Below are 19,523 nucleotides of genomic sequence, written 5' to 3' on the forward strand. Positions count from 1 at the left end.
TGTGACTGCGGCCCATCTGAAATACAAATGGCAGGCCGCTTGTCAGATCCTAATCGCTCAAATCTCCAAACAAGTTGTCTTCTTCCATAAAATCCAGACGGTCCCGCTCTTCGGTGCCTTCATTGATGTCGCGGACGATCACGGTGCCATCGCCATGGCCGATCACAACGCGGTCGCAGATGTCGATAAAAAGCCCGTTTTCAATAACGCCGGGAATCTGGTTCAAGACCAAGGCCAGCTGGCGCGCGTTGCCGATGCGTTTCAGGTGGAGATCAAGGATATAGTTCCCTTCATCCGTCACATAGGGCTGCGCACCGTTCATGCGCAGCGTCGTGGTGCGTCCCAGAACGTCCATGGACACCAGAGTTTCCTCCAAGAGCGCCTGGCTGGCCTGCCAGCCAAAGGCCAGGACTTCGACGGGCAATGGGAACGCGCCCAGCGTGTCCACCCGTTTGCCTGCATCGGCAATCACCACCATCTGATCTGACGCGGTGGCGACGATCTTCTCTTGCAGATGCGCCCCGCCGCCACCTTTGATGAGGTTCAGATCGTGATCAAATTCATCCGCCCCATCGATGGTCATATCCAGCCATTTGGCTTCTTCCAGTGAGACAACTTTGAGGCCCAGCTCCCGCGCCAGACCTGCGGTGCGGGCCGAAGTAGGAACCGCGGTGATGTTCAGACCATCCTCGGCCACCATCTGCCCCAGACAGCGCACCAACCACGCCGCGGTTGAGCCGGTTCCCAGCCCAACACGCATGCCATCTTCGACCATCTCAGCCGCCCGTTTGGCCGCTACAAATTTTGCTTTGTCTATGGGGGACAGCTCTCCGCTCATGGGGCGTGCTCCGTTACTTTGTGCTCATTGCGTGACTATAGGCGCTGTGCACGCATTGGGCGAGAACTCTTCTGCGCAAGTCATGCAAGTTATAGTGAAATCAACCAGAACAAGCTCCGTCGTCGTAGGCTGAATTGGGCAAAAGCTCATTGCTTACTTTAGACAACCACAAAGGGCTCCCGCCCACCTGCTGTGGCCTTTTGACAAAGGCCAACACCGGGCGGTTGGGCCAAGCGCCGCGCAGCCAAGGGCTGCGCGGCGCCCGTCGCTTTGGGCAAAGCCCAAAGCGAAATCCCTCTTGCGCCCTTGCGAAAAACCGCTACGTGTTTCCGATAGGAAACGTCGCAAACAGACGTCTTGCCTTCTCAAAGACGCCATAGGATTTGGCCATGACCCAAAACTACCGCCTCCACTACGCGCCCGACAATGCCTCGTTGATCATTCGCCTGGCACTTGAGGAAATGAACCTCCCCTATGAAACGCTGCTGGTGGACCGCAGCGTATCGGCGCAGCGCAGACCCGACTATCTGGCTTTGAATCCGGCCGGGAAAATCCCAACTCTGGAGACACCTGATGGCGTAATCTCCGAAGTGGGGGCGATCCTCTCATACCTCAGCGAAACCCATGGTCAGATGGCACCGCAAGCGGGCCACGCGGGCCGGCCGGAGTTTCTGAAATGGCTTTTCTTCACCGCAAACACACTCCACCCTGATCTGATCATGCAGTTCTATGCGCATCGTTATGGCCCCCAGGAGGCCATGGACCATATCCGAGCACTGACTGCACAGCGTTTGCGGGACCATTTGGCACTGCTGGACCAGGCGCTGCGACACGCTCCCTGGAGCAGCGGCGAAACCCCGTCCGTTTTGGACTATTACGTCGTCGCATGCCTCCGCTGGGCGACGCTCTATCCGGTTGGGGAAACAGGCTGGTTCAAAATCGCGGATTATCCACATCTGTTCGCCCTTTGCCAGCAGTTGGAAACGCGCCCTGCAGCGCAGGCTGCCATCAAAGCGGAGGGCCTTGGCCAAACGCCGTTCTCCGCACCTCACTATGCCAATCCTCCCGAAGGAGTAGCCCTCTGATGTTCCTTTCCGTTTTTGACATGTTCAAAGTGGGCATCGGCCCCTCATCCTCTCACACGATGGGTCCAATGGTGGCAGCCGCGCGGTTCCTGGACATGATGCGCGCCGCCCCGTTTGAATGCGCGGGTTTGCGGGCATCGTTACATGGATCGCTTGCGTTTACCGGTGTTGGCCATGCAACAGATCGCGCCACAATCCTGGGCCTGGGTGGGTTTGAGCCGGATACCTATGACGACGCCAAAGCGGAGGCTTTTCTGGAAGAGTTGTCACACACCGGTCGCCTGCAGCCGCCGGGCCTGCCAGACCTTGCCTTTGATCCGCAAAAGGATCTGCTGTTTGACTATGATCATACGCTGCCAGGTCATGCCAACGGGATGATCCTGATGGCCACAGACTCCCAGGGCGACGTGATCCTGCAGCAAGTGTTCTATTCCATCGGTGGGGGGTTTGTCCTGACCGAAGAGGAGCTTGCCGCAGGTAAGGCAACCGACGAGGGCGCGCCGATCCCTTATCCGTTCAAAAGCGCTGTGGAGATGCTGGAGATGTCCAAATCCAGCGGCAAAACCATTGCGGACATGAAGCGGTCCAACGAGATCAAACGCGGCGGCTCTGAAAACCTGACAAAAGGCACCGCACGTCTGTGGCAGGTTATGAATGATTGCATCAACCGGGGTCTGGAACGCGACGGGATACTGCCCGGTGGTTTGAATGTGCGTCGTCGGGCCAAGGGGATCTATGACGCGCTGATGGCGGAACGCGGCATGAACCTGACTGCGCCGCATACCATCAATGACTGGATGAGTGTTTATGCCATGGCGGTGAATGAGGAAAATGCCGCAGGTGGTCAGGTTGTGACGGCACCGACCAATGGCGCTGCAGGCGTACTGCCTGCCGTGCTGCGCTACTATCTGGATCATGTTCCGGGTGCATCTGAAAAACACATCGAGGATTTCCTGCTGACCGCCGCCGCCATCGGGGGGCTGGTCAAGTTCAACGCCTCTATCTCAGGTGCCGAAGCCGGGTGCCAAGCAGAGGTGGGATCTGCCTCCGCCATGGCGGCGGCGGGGCTTTGTGCGGTTATGGGCGGCACACCGGAACAAGTTGAAAACGCAGCAGAGATTGCGCTGGAACACCATCTGGGTATGACCTGTGATCCGGTCAAAGGGCTTGTTCAGGTTCCTTGCATCGAGCGCAACGGTCTGGGCGCGATCAAAGCGGTTTCGGCTGCGTCCTTGGCCCTCCGCGGAGACGGGGAGCATTTTGTGCCGCTGGACGCGGTGATTGAAACCATGCGCCAAACCGGTGCTGATATGCATGAGAAGTACAAGGAAACCTCGCTGGGCGGTTTGGCAGTCAATGTACCAAATTGTTAACAATGCGACTGCTCATTCATCGCCTTAAACGGCTCAATATTTCAATCACTCAACTTTTGCTTGTTTAAAGATTTTTGCGGCGTTAACGTCGACGAATGACCCAAGACCGCCCTATTTTAGGTATCACTTTAATGCTCGGCTTCTGCGTCATTGCCCCTATGGGCGATGCGGTGGCCAAGCTGTTGGGGCACACACCGTTGGTGCTGGTCATTCTTGTGCGCTTTGCCTTGCAGGCCTTGTTGTTGTTTCCATTGATCAAAATCGGGCAGCGCAATTGGCGCATCCCACGCGCGCTTTGGGGTCTCGTGGCACTGCGCACAGTGCTGCATATGGTTGGCATCGCGGCCATGTTCACGGCGCTCAAATATTTGCCCCTTGCGGATGCTGTGGCCATCGCCTTTGTCTGCCCGTTTATTCTGTTGGTGCTTGGTCGCCTCTTTATGGATGAGGATATCGGCTGGCACCGGCTTTGGGCCTGTGTCGTCGGCTTTGCAGGCACCTTAATGGTTATCCAGCCCAGTTTTGCTACCGTCGGCTGGCCTGCGCTGCTGCCGCTGGCAACAGCCGTGATCTTTGCCCTCTTTATTATCACTACGCGCCAAGTCGCCAAAGCAACCGATCCGCTGGGGTTACAGGCGGTGTCTGGTGTCTTTGCCACGATCTTGATGCTGCCGGTGATCTTCTTTGGCCAGTGGAGTAGCGATGCAGCCTTGCATCTGATCTGGCCGGATCTGTCCCAATCCCTGCTGTTGCTGGCAATTGGCGTCCTTGGGACGCTTGCGCATCTGTTAATGACCTGGAGCCTGCGCTATGCCTCGTCGACGGCGCTGGCACCGATGCAATATATCGAAATTCCAGTGGCCACATTGATCGGTTGGCTGGTCTTCAACCAGTTTCCCAACGCGCTGGCGGGCGCCGGTATCGCCATTACTATGGCGGCGGGCCTTTATGCGGTCTGGCGCGAACAGCGCGACGCGCAACTCACGCCTCAGGCTCAGGCCGCCGAATAAAAGTATCCACCACCGCAAGCAGATGTTTCTTTGGCAGGATCACAATGAGACCCGGACCATCGCTGCGCAACGAACACGGCCCCACGGCCCGGTTGGAGGTGCCGATCTGATGCATCGGGTCCAAGGTCAACCCCTGGATCGGCCATTGCAAACCATCAGATACTCCTGTCACGGTGCGCATCGGAAACAGAGAGACGACATCGCCCTCATCCGTTGGCACCGACACAGGATGGCGCAGGTGAAAAAGGATTTCATGTTCACCAACCAGGATACAGGGGCTCGGATGGGGTTGCATTAAGACATTCAGCGCCGCCAGCTGGTGATCAATCCGCGCGCCCAGAAACCCCACGGCCAAAACCAGTGGGACAGAAACGGCCCGCAAAGCCTTGTCAAAATCGGTGGTGTCTTGCTCCGGAACATGCAACAGGCGCGCCGCGCCCAATTCCGCCTGTGTTCCGGCCGAGATCGAATCTAAATCTCCGATCACAAAATCAGGCGTAACCCCATGTTTCAGCGCGGTATTTGCGCCACCATCCGCAGCCACCACCACGGGCGCAACTGAGCGTGCGACCGCCAAGTCATCGGGATCCAGCGCACCGCCCCCCACCAAAGTGACCGGGAAATCCTGTTCAACAATAAGCTTATTCATACTTCATTTCTGCCAGATTTAGAAACAGGCCACAATCTGAACACAAAATGATACGATCAATTGCACGGATTCGGGCTGAATTTGTCGTTCTGACCAATATGGTGAACAACATGACTTTGGCGAGGACGAGCTGAGAGATGGTACAGAACAATAAGGTACTAACAGTATCCTACGGGACTTTCTCCTGTACGCTTGAGGGATTTGAAGATTCCTTTGGCACGATGAAGGCGATCGCCGAGTATTTTCGCGATCTGGCCGCAGATGACCGATATTTTGGCGCAGAGCCGCCGCAACCGGATGCCGATATGCTGGCGCGTATCGCCCAACGTGAGATCGCACGCCAAGTGGAAGCGCGCACGTCAAACGACGGCATCCACCTGCGCGCAGCCCTGCCTGCAGAAACCGGCCCCGTGGCGCCGCAGCCAGCTGCCGCCCCTGCCCCAGCAGAACCTGCGCCGCAGCCTTCAGCAGCCGAAGCCAACACCGTTGTCACACCCGCAGACCAGACGCCCAGCGAAATGGAACCGGGCGTTGTGGACTTTTTTGGCGACCCAGCAGACGCCGTAGCGCAGTCTGACACCACCGTGGCCCCAACCGAAGCTGCGGCAGAGGAAGCCTTCAGCATCGACGGCAGTACCGAAGAGCCCTTTGCGGATGACTTCATTGACGAGGACGAAGAAGACGTCGCAATTGCCGCCCCGGTCTCTGACGACCTCAAAGAAACCCCGCCGGGCGAGGTGGATTTCTTCGTAGCGCCTGAAGTTGCCAAACAACAAGCTGAAGAAGCCGTTGAAGAGGCTCCAGTTGCAGAAGAGCCATTCAGCCTGGATGACAGCGTAGAAGAACCATTTGCCGAGGACATCGCAGCCGAAGCGCCGATTGTCGAAGAAACTGCAGAATTCGAAGTCGAAGAAGACGCCGAAGAAACCACAGAAGAGCCACTGGTTGACCTTGAGCAGATCGCGGCAGTGGTTGCTGCAGATGAAACCGTTGAACCGGCGCCAGAAGAGATCGAAGAAATCGTAGCGGAACCGGTTGCAGAACCTGCCCCGGCAAAGCCCGCAGCCAACAGCATCGCTGCGAAATTGCAGCGCATTCGCGCGGTTGTTTCCCGCACCCCGGTCGATGAATTCTCCGAAGATCAGCACGCCGACGCCGTCTCAGACAAAGCCAAAGAGGCCGCCGAGGACATCAATCAGACGCTCAACGCCGAGACACAGGCCGATGACTTTGCGGACATCGCTGAGCACGAGGGCGAGGAAGACGACAACGATACGCTGATCTCCCGCGCGCTCGAAGAGCTGCAGCGCGACAGATCATCAGAACAGGATGAAACTGTTGCAGCCGAGCCCGCAGCCACCACAAAGGTTGAACCAGAAGCGGAAGTCGAAGAAGCAGCCAAACCGCGCCGGGCCCGTGTGATCCGCGTGCGCCGCGGCGTCACCAAGCCAACCGAAACAATTGCAGAACCCGCGGGCCCGCCCTCGACACTCAGCGACGCGGACGAAGATGATCTGCGCCGCGAGCTGGCTGCGGTTGAGGCGGAGCTTCGCGCCGCAACCCAGGCCGACACCCAGGCTGCCCCCCCTCAAAGCAACGATACAGTCGCGGCAGATACATCTGAACAGCCACCTATGGCGCAAGATACATCCGACAGCGATGTCTCGCGTCTGATGGCCGCGGCGGACGAAAAGCTGGATGATCCGGACACAGCCTCTTCGCGGGAAACCTACGGGCATATGCGGGCAGCGGTTGCGGCCGCGCAGAACGACCCGGTCTCTTCCTCTGATGAAGCGGAAAAAGACTACCGTCAGGATCTGGCCACCGTAGTTCAGCCGCGCCGCCCTGTGGTGCGCCGCAAAGCGCCCCGTCCCACCAGCAACGACAGCCGTCCAGCGCCGGTCACGGCCCCGTTGAAACTTGTAGCTGAACAACGTGTTTCGGAACCCGAAGCCGCCCCATCTGCTCCGGCCGCGCCAGTGCGACCGCGCCGTGTCAAAACCGAATCCAAACCCTCTTCGGCCGAGGCCTTTAATGCGGATACGGGATTTGCAAAATTTGTGCAGGAAACCGGTGCCGTTGAACTGCCAGAACTGCTGGAAGCTGCGGCGTCCTACTTGAGCTTTGTCAAAGGCCAGGACGTGTTCTCACGCCCGGAGCTGATCAACAAGGTGCGGGCAACCGGCACCGAATTCAATCGCGAAGACAGCATGCGTTCCTTTGGCCAATTGCTGCGCGAAGGCAAGATCGCCCGCCGCCGCAACGGTCGCTTTTCCGCATCCGATCAGATCGGGTTCCAGCCGCAGGGCCGTGCAGCGGGGTAACCCGCGAAAAGGACCTGCTAAAACTGCAAAAGCCGCGCATTGCGCGGCTTTTTCGATTTAAGTCCAGCCAAACAGCCAAATAGAATGGCCGCTTTTCACGCGTCGGGATCTTCCTTGCCAACGCCGCGAAACACAAATTTAAACGGCAGAATCCAAAGGATCCCCAGCCCGATGTAAATCGCCAGTTCCAACAGGATCGAGGGCCGCTCAAACAGCGCCACCACGTTGACCGCCACCACAATATAAAGCGGCAACCCCACCAATAGGATCACCAGCGACCAGCGCCGCCGCGCCTTATAGCTCAGCCCCTTGGCCATCAGTCGGCAAACGGATCAGTGACCAAAATGGTGTCATCCCGCTCCGGGCTTGTGGACAACAGCGCCACCGGGCAGTCGATCAGCTCTTCCACGCGTTTGACGTATTTGATCGCATTCGCAGGCAGATCATTCCAGCTGCGCGCGCCTTCGGTGCTTTCACTCCAGCCCGGCATTTCCTCATAGATCGGGGTGCAGCGCGCCTGTTGGTCAGCTGCGGTCGGCAGGTAATCCAGACGTTCCCCATCCAGATCGTAACCGGTGCAGATCTTCAGGGTTTCAAACCCGTCCAGTACGTCCAGCTTGGTCAGGCAGATGCCTTTGATACCTGAGGTCGCACAGGTCTGACGCACCAGAGCCGCATCGAACCAGCCACAGCGGCGCTGACGGCCGGTGGTGGTGCCAAACTCATGGCCGCGTGTACCCAGACGCTCACCATCCGCATCCGGTGTGCCTTCCGCGTCCAGAAGCTCGGTCGGGAACGGTCCCTCACCCACACGGGTGGTATAGGCTTTGACAATGCCCAGCACATAATCAATCGAGCCCGGACCAATACCAACACCGGTTGCCGCCTGGCCTGCAATTACATTGGAGGAGGTCACAAAGGGGTATGTCCCGAAATCAATGTCCAAAAGCGCGCCTTGTGCACCTTCAAACAGGATCCGCTTACCCGCTTTGCGCTTTTCGTTCAGAACTTTCCACACCGGCGCTGCATAGGGCAGAATCTGGCCAGCGATGTCTTTCAACTGCGCAATCAACGCATCGCGGTCGATGGGTTCCACACCCAGACCTTTGCGCAGCGGATCATGGTGCTGCAAAGCGCGGTCCACACGTGCGATCAGCGTCGCCTCATCCGCCAGATCCGCCACCCGCACGGCACGACGGCCCACTTTATCCTCATAGGCCGGGCCAATGCCCCGACCTGTGGTGCCAATCTTGGTCCCCTTGGACGCCGCCTCCTCGCGGGCGCGGTCCAGCTCCCCATGGAGCGGCAAGATCAGCGGGGTGTTTTCCGCAATCATCAGGGTTTCCGGCGTGATCTCAACACCTTGCGCGCGCACGGTCTCGATCTCTTTCATCAGGTGCCAAGGGTCCAGCACCACGCCATTACCAATCACCGACAGCTTGCCACCGCGCACAACGCCCGACGGCAACGCGTGCAGCTTGTAGACCTTACCATCAATGACAAGCGTATGGCCCGCATTATGGCCGCCCTGGAAGCGCGCAATTACATCGGCGCGTTCGCTGAGCCAGTCAACGATCTTGCCTTTTCCCTCATCGCCCCACTGGGCGCCCACTACCACGACATTGGCCATCTCAGGTCCTTTGCATGCAGGTTAAAACCGACGCCCCGTATAGCGAGCGCGGCAGCCAAGGGGAACCGAAAAGTGTAACAGCGGGATTACAGTTTTTTTGTAAGGCCAGCCTCCAGATGCACGGGCGCCCCATGTGGAGTGGCAAGATAGGCCGCCTCCCAGGCATCCCGCATCATGTTCACATCCTTGGGCGCCAAATCTGTGGTTTCCGTCAGCAGGGTTTCCAGTGTTTCCAGCCAGGCGTCAAAGTAATCCGCCCCACCATCCAACTCGCGGGCCAACCCATGCCGTTTCAATGTTGCGGAAAACCGGGCGACCCAATCCGCCCAGGTGAACCGACCGCTTTCATTCAAATGTACCGTCAAGGCAAAGACCTGAGCGTGCCAGGGTTCGACAAAGACAGGCTCTTCGCCGCCGTGGGGCAAACACAGGGATGATGCGGCGCTCATGGCGCAGGCTCCAGATAGCTTTGCCACAGATCTAGGATCACCTCATCCCCGTCGTCTTCGGCAACCACCCAAAGGTCACTGGCTGCAAAGGCCACCGCATAAAGCGGCTCTGGCGCCTCCCCCAACCCATGGGCGCTTCGGTCCGGGAAAACATGGGTGCCGTGAAACCGCACCACTTCGCCCACCGCGCCTGCTGCATAAGACGGCAGACGCGTGTGTCCGCCATCGACAAATCGATTGCCCGCCTTTGCCAGCGTGCGCACTTTGTCACCCGGCTTGAACATCTTCACCACATCACAGGTCCGATCCGCCGGGCCACCTGCGGACAAAACCCGTGCCACCCGCTCAGGCGTGAGTGCGCGATCGGCCAATTCATGACGCGGTGCCTCGGCCTCGGGGGTATCCAGATCTTCTGGGGTCAGAACACCGGTTTCCACCAACAGGTCCGTCGCCCCGGCAATCCATTTTTCGTAGTAGGAAAAGCGGCTGTAATCCTGCGGGGCCAGACGTTCCCGCGCATGGCGCGAGGTGTCGATGTTCCATTTGCCCAAAGCCGCCGACGCCAGTGTCAACGCCAAGGCGCGCCCATGCCAGTCTTCTTTGAAAACCGGCGCATCGGCTGCATCAACCTCAACCGGGCCATCGCCAAATCGCCCGCCCATATCATGCACCCGGCTCATGTCGCAGCCTCCGGAGCAGCGACCAACGCCGTCCCTACCATGGAATCGCGACTGACCAAGGCGGCCAGCGCGTCCTCATCCAGATCTTCGGTGCCCGCGGGCCGCATCGGCAGAACGAGATAGCGCACCTCGGCCGTGGAATCCCAAACCCGCACCTTGGTCCCCTCAACCAAGGTTACACCAAAGTCGGCCAGCACTTTGCGCGGCTCACGCACTGCACGCGCCCTGTAGGCATCTGATTTGTACCACGCGGGCGGAATGCCCAGCACCGGCCACGGGTAGCACGAGCACAGGGTGCAGACGACCATATTATGGGTCTCGGGCGTGTTCTCGACGACAACCATATGTTCGCCTTGACGACCATATATATCCATCTCACGCAGGACAGTGTCCGCATCCTCAAGCAGTGCCGCCTTAAACGCCGGATCGCTCCAGGCTTTAGCAACTACTCGAGCGCCGTTCTGAGGGCCGATCTTGTTCTGGTAAATATCGATGATCTCATCCAGCGCCGCCGGATCCACCAGCCCCCGCCGGGTCAGAATCGTCTCCAAAGCCTTCACACGCAACGCCGGGTCCGGCGGCAGGTGCGAATGGGCGTGATGCGGGTCGTCGGGATGTGCGTCGTCATGTGCCATAACACAAACCCTGCGCGTCATGCCGCCGGATTTCCAGTAAAATTTGGGTGTTCCATCACGCCATTTGGGTTTTCCGCACAGGCCACGCGCAGCAATTGAAACTCCGCCCTTGCCCCTGCCTGCGTTTGCGCCTATTTACCGCCCGATAGTCAGCCAACCGCCGCAGGATCACATGGAAAACGTTGTTCTCATCATCCACCTTCTTCTGGCTCTGGGCCTGATTGCCGTCGTTCTGCTTCAGCGGTCCGAAGGTGGCGGCCTTGGCATGGGTGGCGGTGGTGGCAATGGGGCCGTATCCGGCCGCGCCGCAGCCACAGCGATGAGCAAAATCACCTGGATCCTGGCCGCTGCGTTTATCTGTACCTCAATCACCCTGACCGTGATTTCGGCACAAAAGGCTGGCAATTCATCGATCTTTGACGGAGGCCTCCTGCCGCCTGTCAATGACACCCCGGCGGATGCACCCGCTGTACCTTTGGGTACTGATCTGTTGCCGCCCGCTGCAGGCGACACCGCGCCGCTGGTTCCCAGCGCCGACTGATCCACAAGACTTAGAATAAATCTCAGGAACCGTAACAGCATCTTGCGGTTCCCTTGCGTTTCTTGCGCGAATCTCATATATACTGAAGTCCCGTGATGCCGTGGTTTTTTAACCACTGGGTCTTCCTATTTTTTGAACTCTCACGGGGGCTGCCGACACTCATGGCGCGTTTCATCTTCATCACTGGTGGTGTTGTTTCTTCGCTGGGCAAGGGCCTGGCATCCGCCGCATTGGGCGCTTTGCTGCAGGCCCGTGGCTATTCGGTCCGCCTACGCAAGCTGGACCCCTACCTGAACGTCGACCCGGGCACCATGTCGCCCTTTGAACACGGCGAGGTCTTTGTGACCGATGACGGCGCAGAAACCGATCTGGATCTGGGCCACTATGAACGTTTCACCGGCGTGCCCGCACGCAAGACTGACTCGATCTCATCCGGCCGGATCTACACCAATGTGCTGGAAAAAGAGCGCCGCGGCGACTATCTGGGCAAAACCATTCAGGTGATCCCGCATGTCACCAATGAAATCAAAGACTTCATCTCCATCGGCGAAGACGAAGTTGACTTTATGCTCTGCGAAATTGGCGGCACCGTCGGCGACATCGAAGGCCTGCCCTTCTTTGAAGCAATCCGCCAATTCGCCCAGGACAAGCCGCGCGGGGAGTGTATTTTTATGCACCTCACCCTCCTGCCCTATATTAAAGCCTCCGGCGAGCTGAAGACCAAACCGACCCAGCACTCGGTCAAGGAACTGCGCTCCATTGGTCTGGCCCCCGATATCCTCGTCTGCCGCTCCGAAGGCCCGATCCCCAAGAAGGAGCGTGAGAAACTCGCCCTCTTCTGTAACGTGCGCCCTGACAGTGTGATCGCCGCCCAGGACCTGAAATCCATCTATGAGGCGCCGCTGGCCTATCACCGCGAAGGTCTGGATCAGGCCGTGCTGGACGCCTTTGGCATTGCTCCGGCCCCCAAACCCAACCTCACCCGCTGGGAAGATGTGGCCGACCGCATCTATAACCCCGAGGGCGAAGTGCGCGTGGCCATCGTTGGCAAATACACCCAGCTCGAAGACGCCTATAAATCCATCGCCGAGGCGCTGACTCACGGCGGCATGGCCAACCGCGTCAAGGTGCGCATCGAATGGGTCGACGCTGAGCTCTTTGATCGCGAAGACCCCACCCCGCATTTGCAGGGCTTTCACGCCATCCTCGTCCCCGGCGGCTTTGGCGAACGCGGCACCGAGGGCAAGATCAAGGCCGCCCAATACGCCCGCGAAAACAATGTTCCCTATCTGGGCATCTGCCTGGGCATGCAAATGGCCGTCATCGAGGCCGCCCGCAACGTCGCAGGCATCGCCGAAGCAGGCTCCGAGGAATTCGACCACGAAGCAGGCAAGAAACGCTTTGAACCGGTTGTCTACCACCTCAAGGAATGGGTGCAGGGCAACCACAAGGTTGAACGCAAGGTCGGCGACGACAAGGGCGGCACCATGCGCCTGGGCGCCTATGACGCCACCCTGACCGAAGGCTCAAACGTCGCCGCCGTCTATGGCGCAACCGCAATCGAGGAACGCCACCGCCACCGGTATGAGGTCGACACCAAATACCGCGAGAAACTGGAGGCCTGCGGGCTGAACTTCTCCGGCATGTCCCCCGACGGCAGCCTGCCCGAGATCGTGGAATGGGCCGACCACCCCTGGTTCATCGGCGTCCAGTTCCACCCGGAACTGAAGTCCAAACCCTTTGATCCCCACCCGCTGTTCAAGGACTTCGTCCGCGCCGCGAAAGAGGCGTCGCGGTTGGTGTGATCCCCAAGCGGGTTAGGACAGTGCAGAAACAAAGAAACGCCTCGGAGAAATCCGGGCGTTTTTTTTGTTCAGCGACGTGATCCGCGCCAAAGGCGGCTCCCAGCCCAAAGCGGACCTTCTAGCCTCCGACCGAGCGCAGATACCACTTACACCGGTCAGGTGGTGAACAGACCTTCGCGTCTTCGCTTAAGGCGAAGAAACTATATTCTGATCTTTAAGTTCCATCATGGTTCCTGGCGCCCACTTCGCCCGAATTCTGCGCTGCAAGGTCGCACAACTACCCCCAACGCCTCAGACTGTTGGTCATGGCTCAATCCCTCAGCCTCGCGTCCGCTTTCTTCTCGCATGTGGTGGGATCGCGTACGTCGGGCTTGCGGGTATGTTTTTGAAGCCGGCCAACATCATTCCCCGCAATGTCGTTGTGATAATCGGAAAATTCCTGACGCGCAGCCTGCCATCTGAACAATGCTGTGTAGCTTTCAAAATCTCCCAAAGGTTCAGGCACCGTACCCCCCAAAAAAGAAAGCGCACGTAACTAACGTTGTGCCGACAATGAGCTTCGAGAATCCAAGCTCGGTGATCATCTGGGCACTTCCCAAAGATACCCAGCCACCACGCAAAGTAGAGACACTATAATACTCTGAATTGACTTTACAAATTGCATCGCAATACAGATAATTTCAGGTTATAAACCAAAAAAGCGCAGGTTTAGGACGATAAGGAGCACGCTATTGATCGAATGTGTTCAGAAAAATGCGCAAGTCATTTCTAGACGTGTGTTTGCAGAGGCTGATGATGAAAACCTGCTTATTCTGTAAAAAAAAAGCTGATTCCAAAGAGCATGTTTTCGGAAAATGGCTCCAGAAAGTTTATGATGTTGCTCCTAATCCTGAACGCAAGCCACATGAACACGATGTCCTTGGCGATGATGGCCTGGTGCACACAACTGACAAAGGTCCACTTTATGGCGGCGGTCACCCTATCAATAGGACGGTTAGGTCAGTATGCCGTGACTGTAACTCTGGTTGGATGGCGGAGATTCAAGATAATGTTCGCCCAATATTCATGCGGATACGGGAAGGTCAGGACCTACGTTTAACCTACAAAGAACAAACGAAACTGGCCAATTGGCTTTTTTTAAAGTACTTACTTATAGCTGACGTTTCAACGCCAACTATGTCTCCTAGTGCAGAAATGAGAAAGAAGATAGATACACTTGGCGTCGAAATCCAGAGTCCGGCAAAAAATACTATGTATTTCGAACAAATACTCAAAAAGGACACCCTTGAATTCAAAAAGAGAAAGCGACCACCGGCAGATGTAGAAGTCTATGCGTTGAAGGCGTTAGTAAGTTCTGGTAGCTTAGGAGCTACAAACTTGCTCCCAATAAGTTTAAATTACTTACACACTCAAAAACAAAAAATGTTGGGTGAGAACAGCTTTGGATTTTTGTTCTTAGTTCACATTGGGGATCTAGTGGGGCTAGTTGTTCGACGACCTAGGTCAATAATTAAGCTAGAAAGTTATGGGCAGATCGAGCCGAGTCTAAATTTGACAAACATAGCAAGATTCCGCCTCATGCAAAAAGGAAGCAGGAAGTTCGAAATCTGCCGTCATCCCGTATTGCACCAGCAGTTTGAAGAATACGTTTTGTCTGCGGCGGAAGTTGCTTACGGCGGTAAGCGTAGACGAAACTTTAAGCAAAAGTGATTGTTTTCGAGTTGATTTGTGCGTACAAGTATCCAAAAAACAAGATCGCGCAGCCCAAAAATGAACCTGCGCATACCGGTCGTTGGACCAAGTGTTTCCATTGATTATATGAACCATTTTAAACCCAGACAGACTTGCGAGTTTCTTACCCCACCGCACGCCCCCTCTTGACACCATAGAGTGTAGAGCACCCCTATAAAGCGTATCAACCCTCCTGACCCATTGTTTCGCGTGCGAAACATTTGGGGGGATTTGCCTGGGCTATCCTAACGGATCTTAAGCCCCCCCTCATCGTCCGACAAAAACGCCCCTCGCAGCAGGTGCAAGGGGCGTTAATACATCCTGAATTTCGAGGCCCCTCAGGCGGCGCGGGCCTTAGTCAGCAGCGCTTCCACATGGGCGGGACCGGTGGGGCGGATGCCCAGCGGGTTGAGCGCTTTGACCGAGTAATAGCCGCGGGTGATGTGGTCCATATTCACCGTCTCCACCACACCGGGCAGCGTCAGAACATGCTCCATCAGGGCGGAGAGTTTCGGGTAATCCGCAATCCGTTTTCGGTTGGTCTTGAACAGCCCGTGATAGGCCGCATCAAACCGGATCAGGGTGACAAACAGGCGAATGTCGACCTCGGTCAGTTTGTCGCCAAAGAAGAAGTCGCCCGCAATGCGCTCCTCCATCTCGTCCAGCATGGCAAAGACGCCGTCGACCGCCTCGTCATAGGCTTCCTGCGAGGAGGCAAACCCGGATTTATAAACCCCGTTGTTGAACAGATCATAAAGCCGCGGGTTCAGCGCGTCGATCTCTGCCGCGTGTTCGGTGGGGTAAAGGCGCAGATCCGACGGGACCAGCTCTTCGAATGCGCTGTCCAGCATCCGCAGAATATCCGCGCTTTCGTTGTTGACCATGACGTTCTGTTTCATGTCCCACAGCACCGGAACCGTGGCGCGTCCGGTGAAATGGGGGTCCGCTCGGGTGTAGATCTGGTGCATGTACTCTGCCCCAAACAGCGGATCCTGGTCCGCCCCGTCATAGCCGCCAAACTGCCAGCCCTGGTCGCCCAACGTCGGATTGACCACGGTCACCGGGATCAGCTCTTCCAGCCCTTTGAGCTTGCGCGCCATCAAGGCTCGGCAGGCCCAAGGACAGATCAGCGCCACATAAAGGCGATAGCGCCCGGCCTCCGCCTTGAACCCGGCATCGCCCGTGGGGCCTGCGCTGCCATCTGGCGTGATCCAGTTGCGAAAGCTCGACGTCTGACGCACAAACCGCCCCTTGTCGTCCGCCTTCTGCACGGGCTGCCAGTTGTCTGTCCATTTTCCATCAACAAGCATGGGTGTCGCTCCTTAAGTCGCGTGGAAGACAAAGGACCGCATGGCAATAGAGCCAAGGTCGATGTCTTCGGTCATATAGGTCAGCTCATCCCGGCTGTCCGAAGCGCCGGCAACGGTGAGCGCTGGCAAGTAGTGATCCACCGACGGATGCGCCATGCGCAGCAGACGGCCCATCCCCTTGCGGTCGGCCAGCGCGGTCATGTCCCGATCGCTGAGTTTGTTAGCAAAGAAACTGTCGAACTCCACTGCGAAGTCCTGCGGACGTCCGCCAAAGTCCAAGGCAGAGAGATTATGAACCACATTGCCAGAGCCAAGGATCAAAACACCACGGTCCCGTAAGGATGAGAGGGTTCGCCCGACCTCAAGCTGGTGCTCCAGTCCACGCGACATATCAATCGAGATCTGAAACACTGGCACATCGGCTTTTGGGAACAGAAACTTGAGGATCGACCATGCGCCATGATCCAGCCCCCAGGTATCGTCGACGTCCCCGCCATGGCTGGCCAAGAGCGTTGAAACTTCGCGGGCCAGTTCGGGGTGTCCTTTGGCCGGGTATTGTTCGGCGTACAAAGCATCCGGAAAACCATAAAAGTCATGGATGACGCGCGGATGGGCTGAGACATCCACCAATGTCGTACCACGGGTCGCCCAATGGGCTGAAACCACAAGGATCGCATTGGGCTGCGGCAGGCTTTTGCCAAGGGCTGCCCAAGCACGATTGACCTCAGTATCTTCAATCGCATTCATCGGGCTTCCATGACCGAGAAAGACAACCGGCATCCGGGCGCTGGCCCGCATTTGATCATGAAGTCTCTGCAAATCTAATGAAACGCCCAAATCCGTATCTCCTGTGACAAAACCAGGCAATCTCTTGGAACTGGCCCAAATAAAATTGCCGGGAGCTGTGGTGCAAACCTCATCCCCCTGAGACTTGACCTAATGGATGGAACGCAATTGAAAAAGGAGGGGTGCATTGAAATACTACCAACAAAACGTTGCCAATAACCCAAGTAGAGGGACAATTACCCCATGACATGACGCATATCCCTGTTGCTCCGCACCTCACATCGGAACTGCCGACACAAAAAACCTCCCCAGCCCAGAAGCAGGAGAGGTTTCAAAATTTAAAAACGCAGGGGATTACAGCGACGCGTCGTAAATCTTGGAGATATTGGCGCCAAGCGCTGCGTTGTAATCTTCGTCCGACATTGCAACATTCAGACCTTCGGTCAGCGCGCGGCTGAAGGAGGCGATCATCTTGGCGTTTTTGGACAGGCGTTCACAAGCATCATCGGTGGAATAACCACCAGAGAGCGCAACAACACGCACAACTGCCGGATGGTCGGCCAGCTCATCATAGATGCCCGCCTCATTCGGGATGGTCAATTTCAGAGCAACCTTGGTGCCTTCTTCCAGCGCGTTCAGCTGGGCCAGGATCTCGCCTTTGAGCAGCACTTCTGCTTCCCCTTTGGTCGCAGAGTTGATGTCCACTTCCGGCTCGATGATTGGCACCAGGCCAGCGGCTGCGATCTGCTTGCCCACTTCGAACTGCTGAGCAACAACCGCTTTGATGCCGTCCACATTGGCTTCTTTGACAACAGAGCGCATCTTGGTGCCGAAAATGCCCGCGTCAACCGCACGGCTCAGCAGGGTGTCCAGCTCTGGCATCGGCTTCATCACCTGCACGCCGTTTTCTTCTTCCGCCAGACCTTTGTCGACCTTGAGGAAGGGCACGACACCACAGGTCTCCCACAGGTATTGCGCGGTTGGCGTGCCATCGATGGCTCCATCCATGGTTTTTTCAAACAGGATCGCGCCCAGAATTTTTGCCTGATCAAACGACGGTGCGGTGATGATGCGGGTGCGCATCTTGTGGATCTCACCGAACATTTCGTCATCGTTGGAATAGGCGTCTTCGTTGACACCATAAAGTTTCAGAGCCTTGGGTGTGGAGCCGCCGGATTGATCCAAAGCAGCGATAAAGCCCTGGCCGGTTGCAATGCGATCAAACTGTGCTTGCTGAATGGAAGCGTCTTTAACCATAACGTGTCACTCTCCGAAGAATGGTGTCTTTTACCCCGTCTATAGCGTGAATTCCCCGGCTCACAACACGCGCTTGCGCTAACGGAGGAAAAGAAATGCTGCGGTGGCGCATTCATGCCATGGACGCAAGCCTTGTGCACCAGAACAGGTCATCAGAGCAACCCTTTGACACAGGTGACCTTGCAGCTCAAAGGTGCAGGATGCTTGCCTCGTTGTGGGCTAAAGGCTAGGTCTGGTTTATGAAAACGCCGCTATATACCCCGCTAATACAATCCTTGCCTGCCACCGTTCCTTTTGTGGGTCCAGAACAAAGCGAGCGCGACAGAGGCGCGCCATTTGCAGCGCGTTTGGGCGCCAATGAGAACGGCTTCGGGCCGGTGCCTGCCGCGCTTGCGGCGATGAAAACCGGTGTGGACGATGTTTGGAAATATGGGGATTCCACCAGTTTCGACCTGCGCACGGCACTTGCTGCTGTCCACGGATGTTCCATTGACAATATCATTGTCGGCGAAGGGATCGACGGTTTATTGGGGCTGCTGGTCCGTCTGGTGATTGCACCAGGGGACAGGGTTGTGACCTCAGCCGGAGCCTACCCGACATTTAATTATCATGTCTCAGCCTTTGGCGGGGAAATTGTGACGGTGCCCTATTCGGATGACTACGAAGATCCGGCGCGGCTGTTTTCCAGGGCCGCCGATGTGGGGGCCAAGCTTGTGTATCTGGCAAACCCAGACAACCCAATGGGCACCTGGCATTCGGGTGCGGATATTGCGGCGGCTTTGAACCAGCTGCCTGATGGCTGCCTGTTGATCCTGGACGAGGCTTATGTGGAATGCGCGCCTGCCGGCACCGCCGCGCCGATCTCCTGTGATGACCACCGCGTTATCCGGATGCGCACGTTTTCCAAAGCCTATGGGATGGCGGGCCTCAGGATTGGTTATGCGCTAGGGCAGGCCGCGCTGATCCAGTCTTTTGACAAGATCCGCAATCATTTTGGCGTAAACCGCCTTGCTCAAGTCGCGGCGGTGGCGGCGGTGGGCGACGCAGAGGGGCTGGCGCTGCGTCTGAGCCAAATTCAAACCGCTCGCAACCAGATTGCGCAAGTGGCCCGCAACAATGGGTTGCGCCCTTTGGACTCGGCCACAAATTTTGTGACCATTGACTGCGGGCAGGACGGCACGTTTGCACGCGCGGTTCTGGCGGAACTGGTGGAGCGTGGTTGTTTTGTGCGCATGCCCTTTGTCGCGCCGCAGGACCGCTGTATCCGGGTGTCATGTGGCCCCGAAGCTGAGGTTGAGGTCTTTGCTACCTGTCTGCCCCAAGCACTTGCGCAAGTCCGTGCCAGCGCGGACGGCTAGACTGGATCACAGGCTGTTTTGCACTAGCTCCTATTTCAAGGGGCTTTCACGGATTTTTAGAA

18 protein-coding genes are annotated in these 19,523 nt (G+C 57.2%); 8 read left to right on the top strand and 10 right to left on the bottom strand.

Annotated elements, in window-relative coordinates; genetic code table 11:
• Window positions 1-49: 49 nt before the first annotated feature.
• Entirely contained in the window at window positions 50-838 is a 789-nt protein-coding gene (rpiA, locus tag GFB49_RS05370) for a ribose-5-phosphate isomerase RpiA (RefSeq protein ID WP_153214786.1), read from the bottom strand.
• A 389-nt stretch (window positions 839-1,227) separates the two neighbouring features.
• On the opposite strand from rpiA, the gene GFB49_RS05375 reads away from it, so the two are divergent.
• The 3 genes from GFB49_RS05375 (at window position 1,228) to GFB49_RS05385 (ending at window position 4,306) form a co-directional block, all read left to right on the top strand.
• Window positions 1,228-1,923, top strand: coding sequence for a glutathione S-transferase family protein (locus GFB49_RS05375; protein WP_153214788.1), 696 nt, complete (start codon window positions 1,228-1,230; stop codon window positions 1,921-1,923).
• Window positions 1,923-3,296: an L-serine ammonia-lyase gene (locus tag GFB49_RS05380; protein ID WP_153214790.1), complete on the top strand. Its 1,374-nt coding sequence runs from the start codon at window positions 1,923-1,925 to the stop codon at window positions 3,294-3,296. The genes GFB49_RS05375 and GFB49_RS05380 overlap by 1 nt, the downstream gene beginning before the upstream one ends.
• 95 nt (window positions 3,297-3,391) lie before the next feature.
• Window positions 3,392-4,306 carry a DMT family transporter gene (locus tag GFB49_RS05385; RefSeq protein ID WP_153214792.1) on the top strand — a complete coding sequence of 305 codons (915 nt, stop codon included), beginning with the start codon at window positions 3,392-3,394 and terminating at the stop codon, window positions 4,304-4,306.
• Here GFB49_RS05385 and GFB49_RS05390 read toward each other — a convergent pair.
• On the bottom strand, window positions 4,278-4,955 hold the full coding sequence (locus GFB49_RS05390) for a thiamine diphosphokinase (RefSeq protein ID WP_153214793.1): 678 nt from the start codon (window positions 4,953-4,955) through the stop codon (window positions 4,278-4,280). The two genes, GFB49_RS05385 and GFB49_RS05390, sit on opposite strands and share 29 nt — an antisense overlap.
• Window positions 4,956-5,092: 137 nt before the next feature.
• Here GFB49_RS05390 and GFB49_RS05395 point away from each other — a divergent pair, with 137 nt between their 5' ends.
• A complete protein-coding gene (locus tag GFB49_RS05395; RefSeq protein ID WP_153214794.1) occupies window positions 5,093-7,279 on the top strand; it encodes a chemotaxis protein CheA in 2,187 nt (728 codons plus the stop codon).
• 95 nt (window positions 7,280-7,374) lie between these two features.
• Here the strand turns inward: GFB49_RS05395 and GFB49_RS05400 are convergent, their stop codons facing one another.
• The 5 genes from GFB49_RS05400 to nthA all read right to left on the bottom strand — a co-directional run bounded on the left by GFB49_RS05400 (window position 7,375) and on the right by nthA (window position 10,673).
• Window positions 7,375-7,596 (bottom strand): DUF2842 domain-containing protein, encoded by a 222-nt coding sequence (locus GFB49_RS05400; protein WP_153214795.1) that lies wholly within the window; start codon window positions 7,594-7,596, stop codon window positions 7,375-7,377.
• On the bottom strand, window positions 7,596-8,909 hold the full coding sequence (locus tag GFB49_RS05405; protein ID WP_153214796.1) for an adenylosuccinate synthase: 1,314 nt from the start codon (window positions 8,907-8,909) through the stop codon (window positions 7,596-7,598). Before GFB49_RS05405 ends, GFB49_RS05400 begins: the two co-directional genes overlap by 1 nt.
• 86 nt (window positions 8,910-8,995) lie before the next feature.
• Entirely contained in the window at window positions 8,996-9,358 is a 363-nt protein-coding gene (locus GFB49_RS05410) for a nitrile hydratase accessory protein (protein ID WP_153214797.1), read from the bottom strand.
• Window positions 9,355-10,038 carry a nitrile hydratase subunit beta gene (gene nthB, locus GFB49_RS05415; protein WP_153214798.1) on the bottom strand — a complete coding sequence of 228 codons (684 nt, stop codon included), beginning with the start codon at window positions 10,036-10,038 and terminating at the stop codon, window positions 9,355-9,357. The genes GFB49_RS05410 and nthB overlap by 4 nt, the downstream gene beginning before the upstream one ends.
• On the bottom strand, window positions 10,035-10,673 hold the full coding sequence (gene nthA, locus GFB49_RS05420; RefSeq protein WP_153214799.1) for a nitrile hydratase subunit alpha: 639 nt from the start codon (window positions 10,671-10,673) through the stop codon (window positions 10,035-10,037). The genes nthB and nthA overlap by 4 nt, the downstream gene beginning before the upstream one ends.
• 172 nt (window positions 10,674-10,845) lie before the next feature.
• On the opposite strand from nthA, the gene secG reads away from it, so the two are divergent.
• The 3 genes from secG to GFB49_RS05435 all read left to right on the top strand — a co-directional run bounded on the left by secG (window position 10,846) and on the right by GFB49_RS05435 (window position 14,729).
• On the top strand, window positions 10,846-11,214 hold the full coding sequence (gene secG / locus GFB49_RS05425; RefSeq protein WP_153214800.1) for a preprotein translocase subunit SecG: 369 nt from the start codon (window positions 10,846-10,848) through the stop codon (window positions 11,212-11,214).
• A gap of 161 nt (window positions 11,215-11,375) precedes the next feature.
• The gene (gene pyrG, locus GFB49_RS05430) at window positions 11,376-13,019 is read left to right on the top strand and encodes a CTP synthase (protein WP_153214801.1); all 1,644 of its coding nucleotides are present in this window, start codon (window positions 11,376-11,378) and stop codon (window positions 13,017-13,019) included.
• Between the two features lie 792 nt (window positions 13,020-13,811).
• Complete coding sequence (locus GFB49_RS05435; RefSeq protein ID WP_194269270.1) at window positions 13,812-14,729, top strand: hypothetical protein; 918 nt, start codon at window positions 13,812-13,814, stop codon at window positions 14,727-14,729.
• A 359-nt stretch (window positions 14,730-15,088) separates the two neighbouring features.
• Here the strand turns inward: GFB49_RS05435 and GFB49_RS05440 are convergent, their stop codons facing one another.
• The 3 genes from GFB49_RS05440 to GFB49_RS05450 form a co-directional block, all read right to left on the bottom strand.
• Window positions 15,089-16,060: a glutathione S-transferase family protein gene (locus tag GFB49_RS05440; protein WP_153214805.1), complete on the bottom strand. Its 972-nt coding sequence runs from the start codon at window positions 16,058-16,060 to the stop codon at window positions 15,089-15,091.
• 12 nt (window positions 16,061-16,072) lie between these two features.
• Window positions 16,073-16,858: a 4,5-DOPA-extradiol-dioxygenase gene (gene ygiD / locus GFB49_RS05445; protein WP_153214807.1), complete on the bottom strand. Its 786-nt coding sequence runs from the start codon at window positions 16,856-16,858 to the stop codon at window positions 16,073-16,075.
• A 342-nt stretch (window positions 16,859-17,200) separates the two neighbouring features.
• Complete coding sequence (locus tag GFB49_RS05450) at window positions 17,201-18,103, bottom strand: fructose bisphosphate aldolase (RefSeq protein ID WP_153214809.1); 903 nt, start codon at window positions 18,101-18,103, stop codon at window positions 17,201-17,203.
• Between the two features lie 239 nt (window positions 18,104-18,342).
• Here GFB49_RS05450 and GFB49_RS05455 point away from each other — a divergent pair, with 239 nt between their 5' ends.
• Window positions 18,343-19,461: a pyridoxal phosphate-dependent aminotransferase gene (locus tag GFB49_RS05455; protein WP_153214810.1), complete on the top strand. Its 1,119-nt coding sequence runs from the start codon at window positions 18,343-18,345 to the stop codon at window positions 19,459-19,461.
• Window positions 19,462-19,523 lie beyond the last annotated feature (62 nt).

This window comes from Tritonibacter litoralis (assembly GCF_009496005.1).
GTDB lineage: Bacteria > Pseudomonadota > Alphaproteobacteria > Rhodobacterales > Rhodobacteraceae > Epibacterium > Epibacterium litoralis.

Coding starts and splice junctions, on each gene's coding strand:
- GFB49_RS05385 (WP_153214792.1), top strand. CDS start 3,392: ATGACCCAAGACCGCCCTATTTTAGGTATCACTTTAATGCTCGGCTTC.
- GFB49_RS05380 (WP_153214790.1), top strand. CDS start 1,923: ATGTTCCTTTCCGTTTTTGACATGTTCAAAGTGGGCATCGGCCCCTCA.
- GFB49_RS05450 (WP_153214809.1), bottom strand. CDS start 18,103: ATGGTTAAAGACGCTTCCATTCAGCAAGCACAGTTTGATCGCATTGCA.
- rpiA (WP_153214786.1), bottom strand. CDS start 838: ATGAGCGGAGAGCTGTCCCCCATAGACAAAGCAAAATTTGTAGCGGCC.
- GFB49_RS05390 (WP_153214793.1), bottom strand. CDS start 4,955: ATGAATAAGCTTATTGTTGAACAGGATTTCCCGGTCACTTTGGTGGGG.
- GFB49_RS05395 (WP_153214794.1), top strand. CDS start 5,093: ATGGTACAGAACAATAAGGTACTAACAGTATCCTACGGGACTTTCTCC.
- GFB49_RS05455 (WP_153214810.1), top strand. CDS start 18,343: ATGAAAACGCCGCTATATACCCCGCTAATACAATCCTTGCCTGCCACC.
- nthB (WP_153214798.1), bottom strand. CDS start 10,038: ATGAGCCGGGTGCATGATATGGGCGGGCGATTTGGCGATGGCCCGGTT.
- GFB49_RS05435 (WP_194269270.1), top strand. CDS start 13,812: ATGATGAAAACCTGCTTATTCTGTAAAAAAAAAGCTGATTCCAAAGAG.
- nthA (WP_153214799.1), bottom strand. CDS start 10,673: ATGGCACATGACGACGCACATCCCGACGACCCGCATCACGCCCATTCG.
- GFB49_RS05405 (WP_153214796.1), bottom strand. CDS start 8,909: ATGGCCAATGTCGTGGTAGTGGGCGCCCAGTGGGGCGATGAGGGAAAA.
- secG (WP_153214800.1), top strand. CDS start 10,846: ATGGAAAACGTTGTTCTCATCATCCACCTTCTTCTGGCTCTGGGCCTG.
- GFB49_RS05400 (WP_153214795.1), bottom strand. CDS start 7,596: ATGGCCAAGGGGCTGAGCTATAAGGCGCGGCGGCGCTGGTCGCTGGTG.
- GFB49_RS05375 (WP_153214788.1), top strand. CDS start 1,228: ATGACCCAAAACTACCGCCTCCACTACGCGCCCGACAATGCCTCGTTG.
- GFB49_RS05440 (WP_153214805.1), bottom strand. CDS start 16,060: ATGCTTGTTGATGGAAAATGGACAGACAACTGGCAGCCCGTGCAGAAG.
- GFB49_RS05410 (WP_153214797.1), bottom strand. CDS start 9,358: ATGAGCGCCGCATCATCCCTGTGTTTGCCCCACGGCGGCGAAGAGCCT.
- ygiD (WP_153214807.1), bottom strand. CDS start 16,858: ATGCGGGCCAGCGCCCGGATGCCGGTTGTCTTTCTCGGTCATGGAAGC.
- pyrG (WP_153214801.1), top strand. CDS start 11,376: ATGGCGCGTTTCATCTTCATCACTGGTGGTGTTGTTTCTTCGCTGGGC.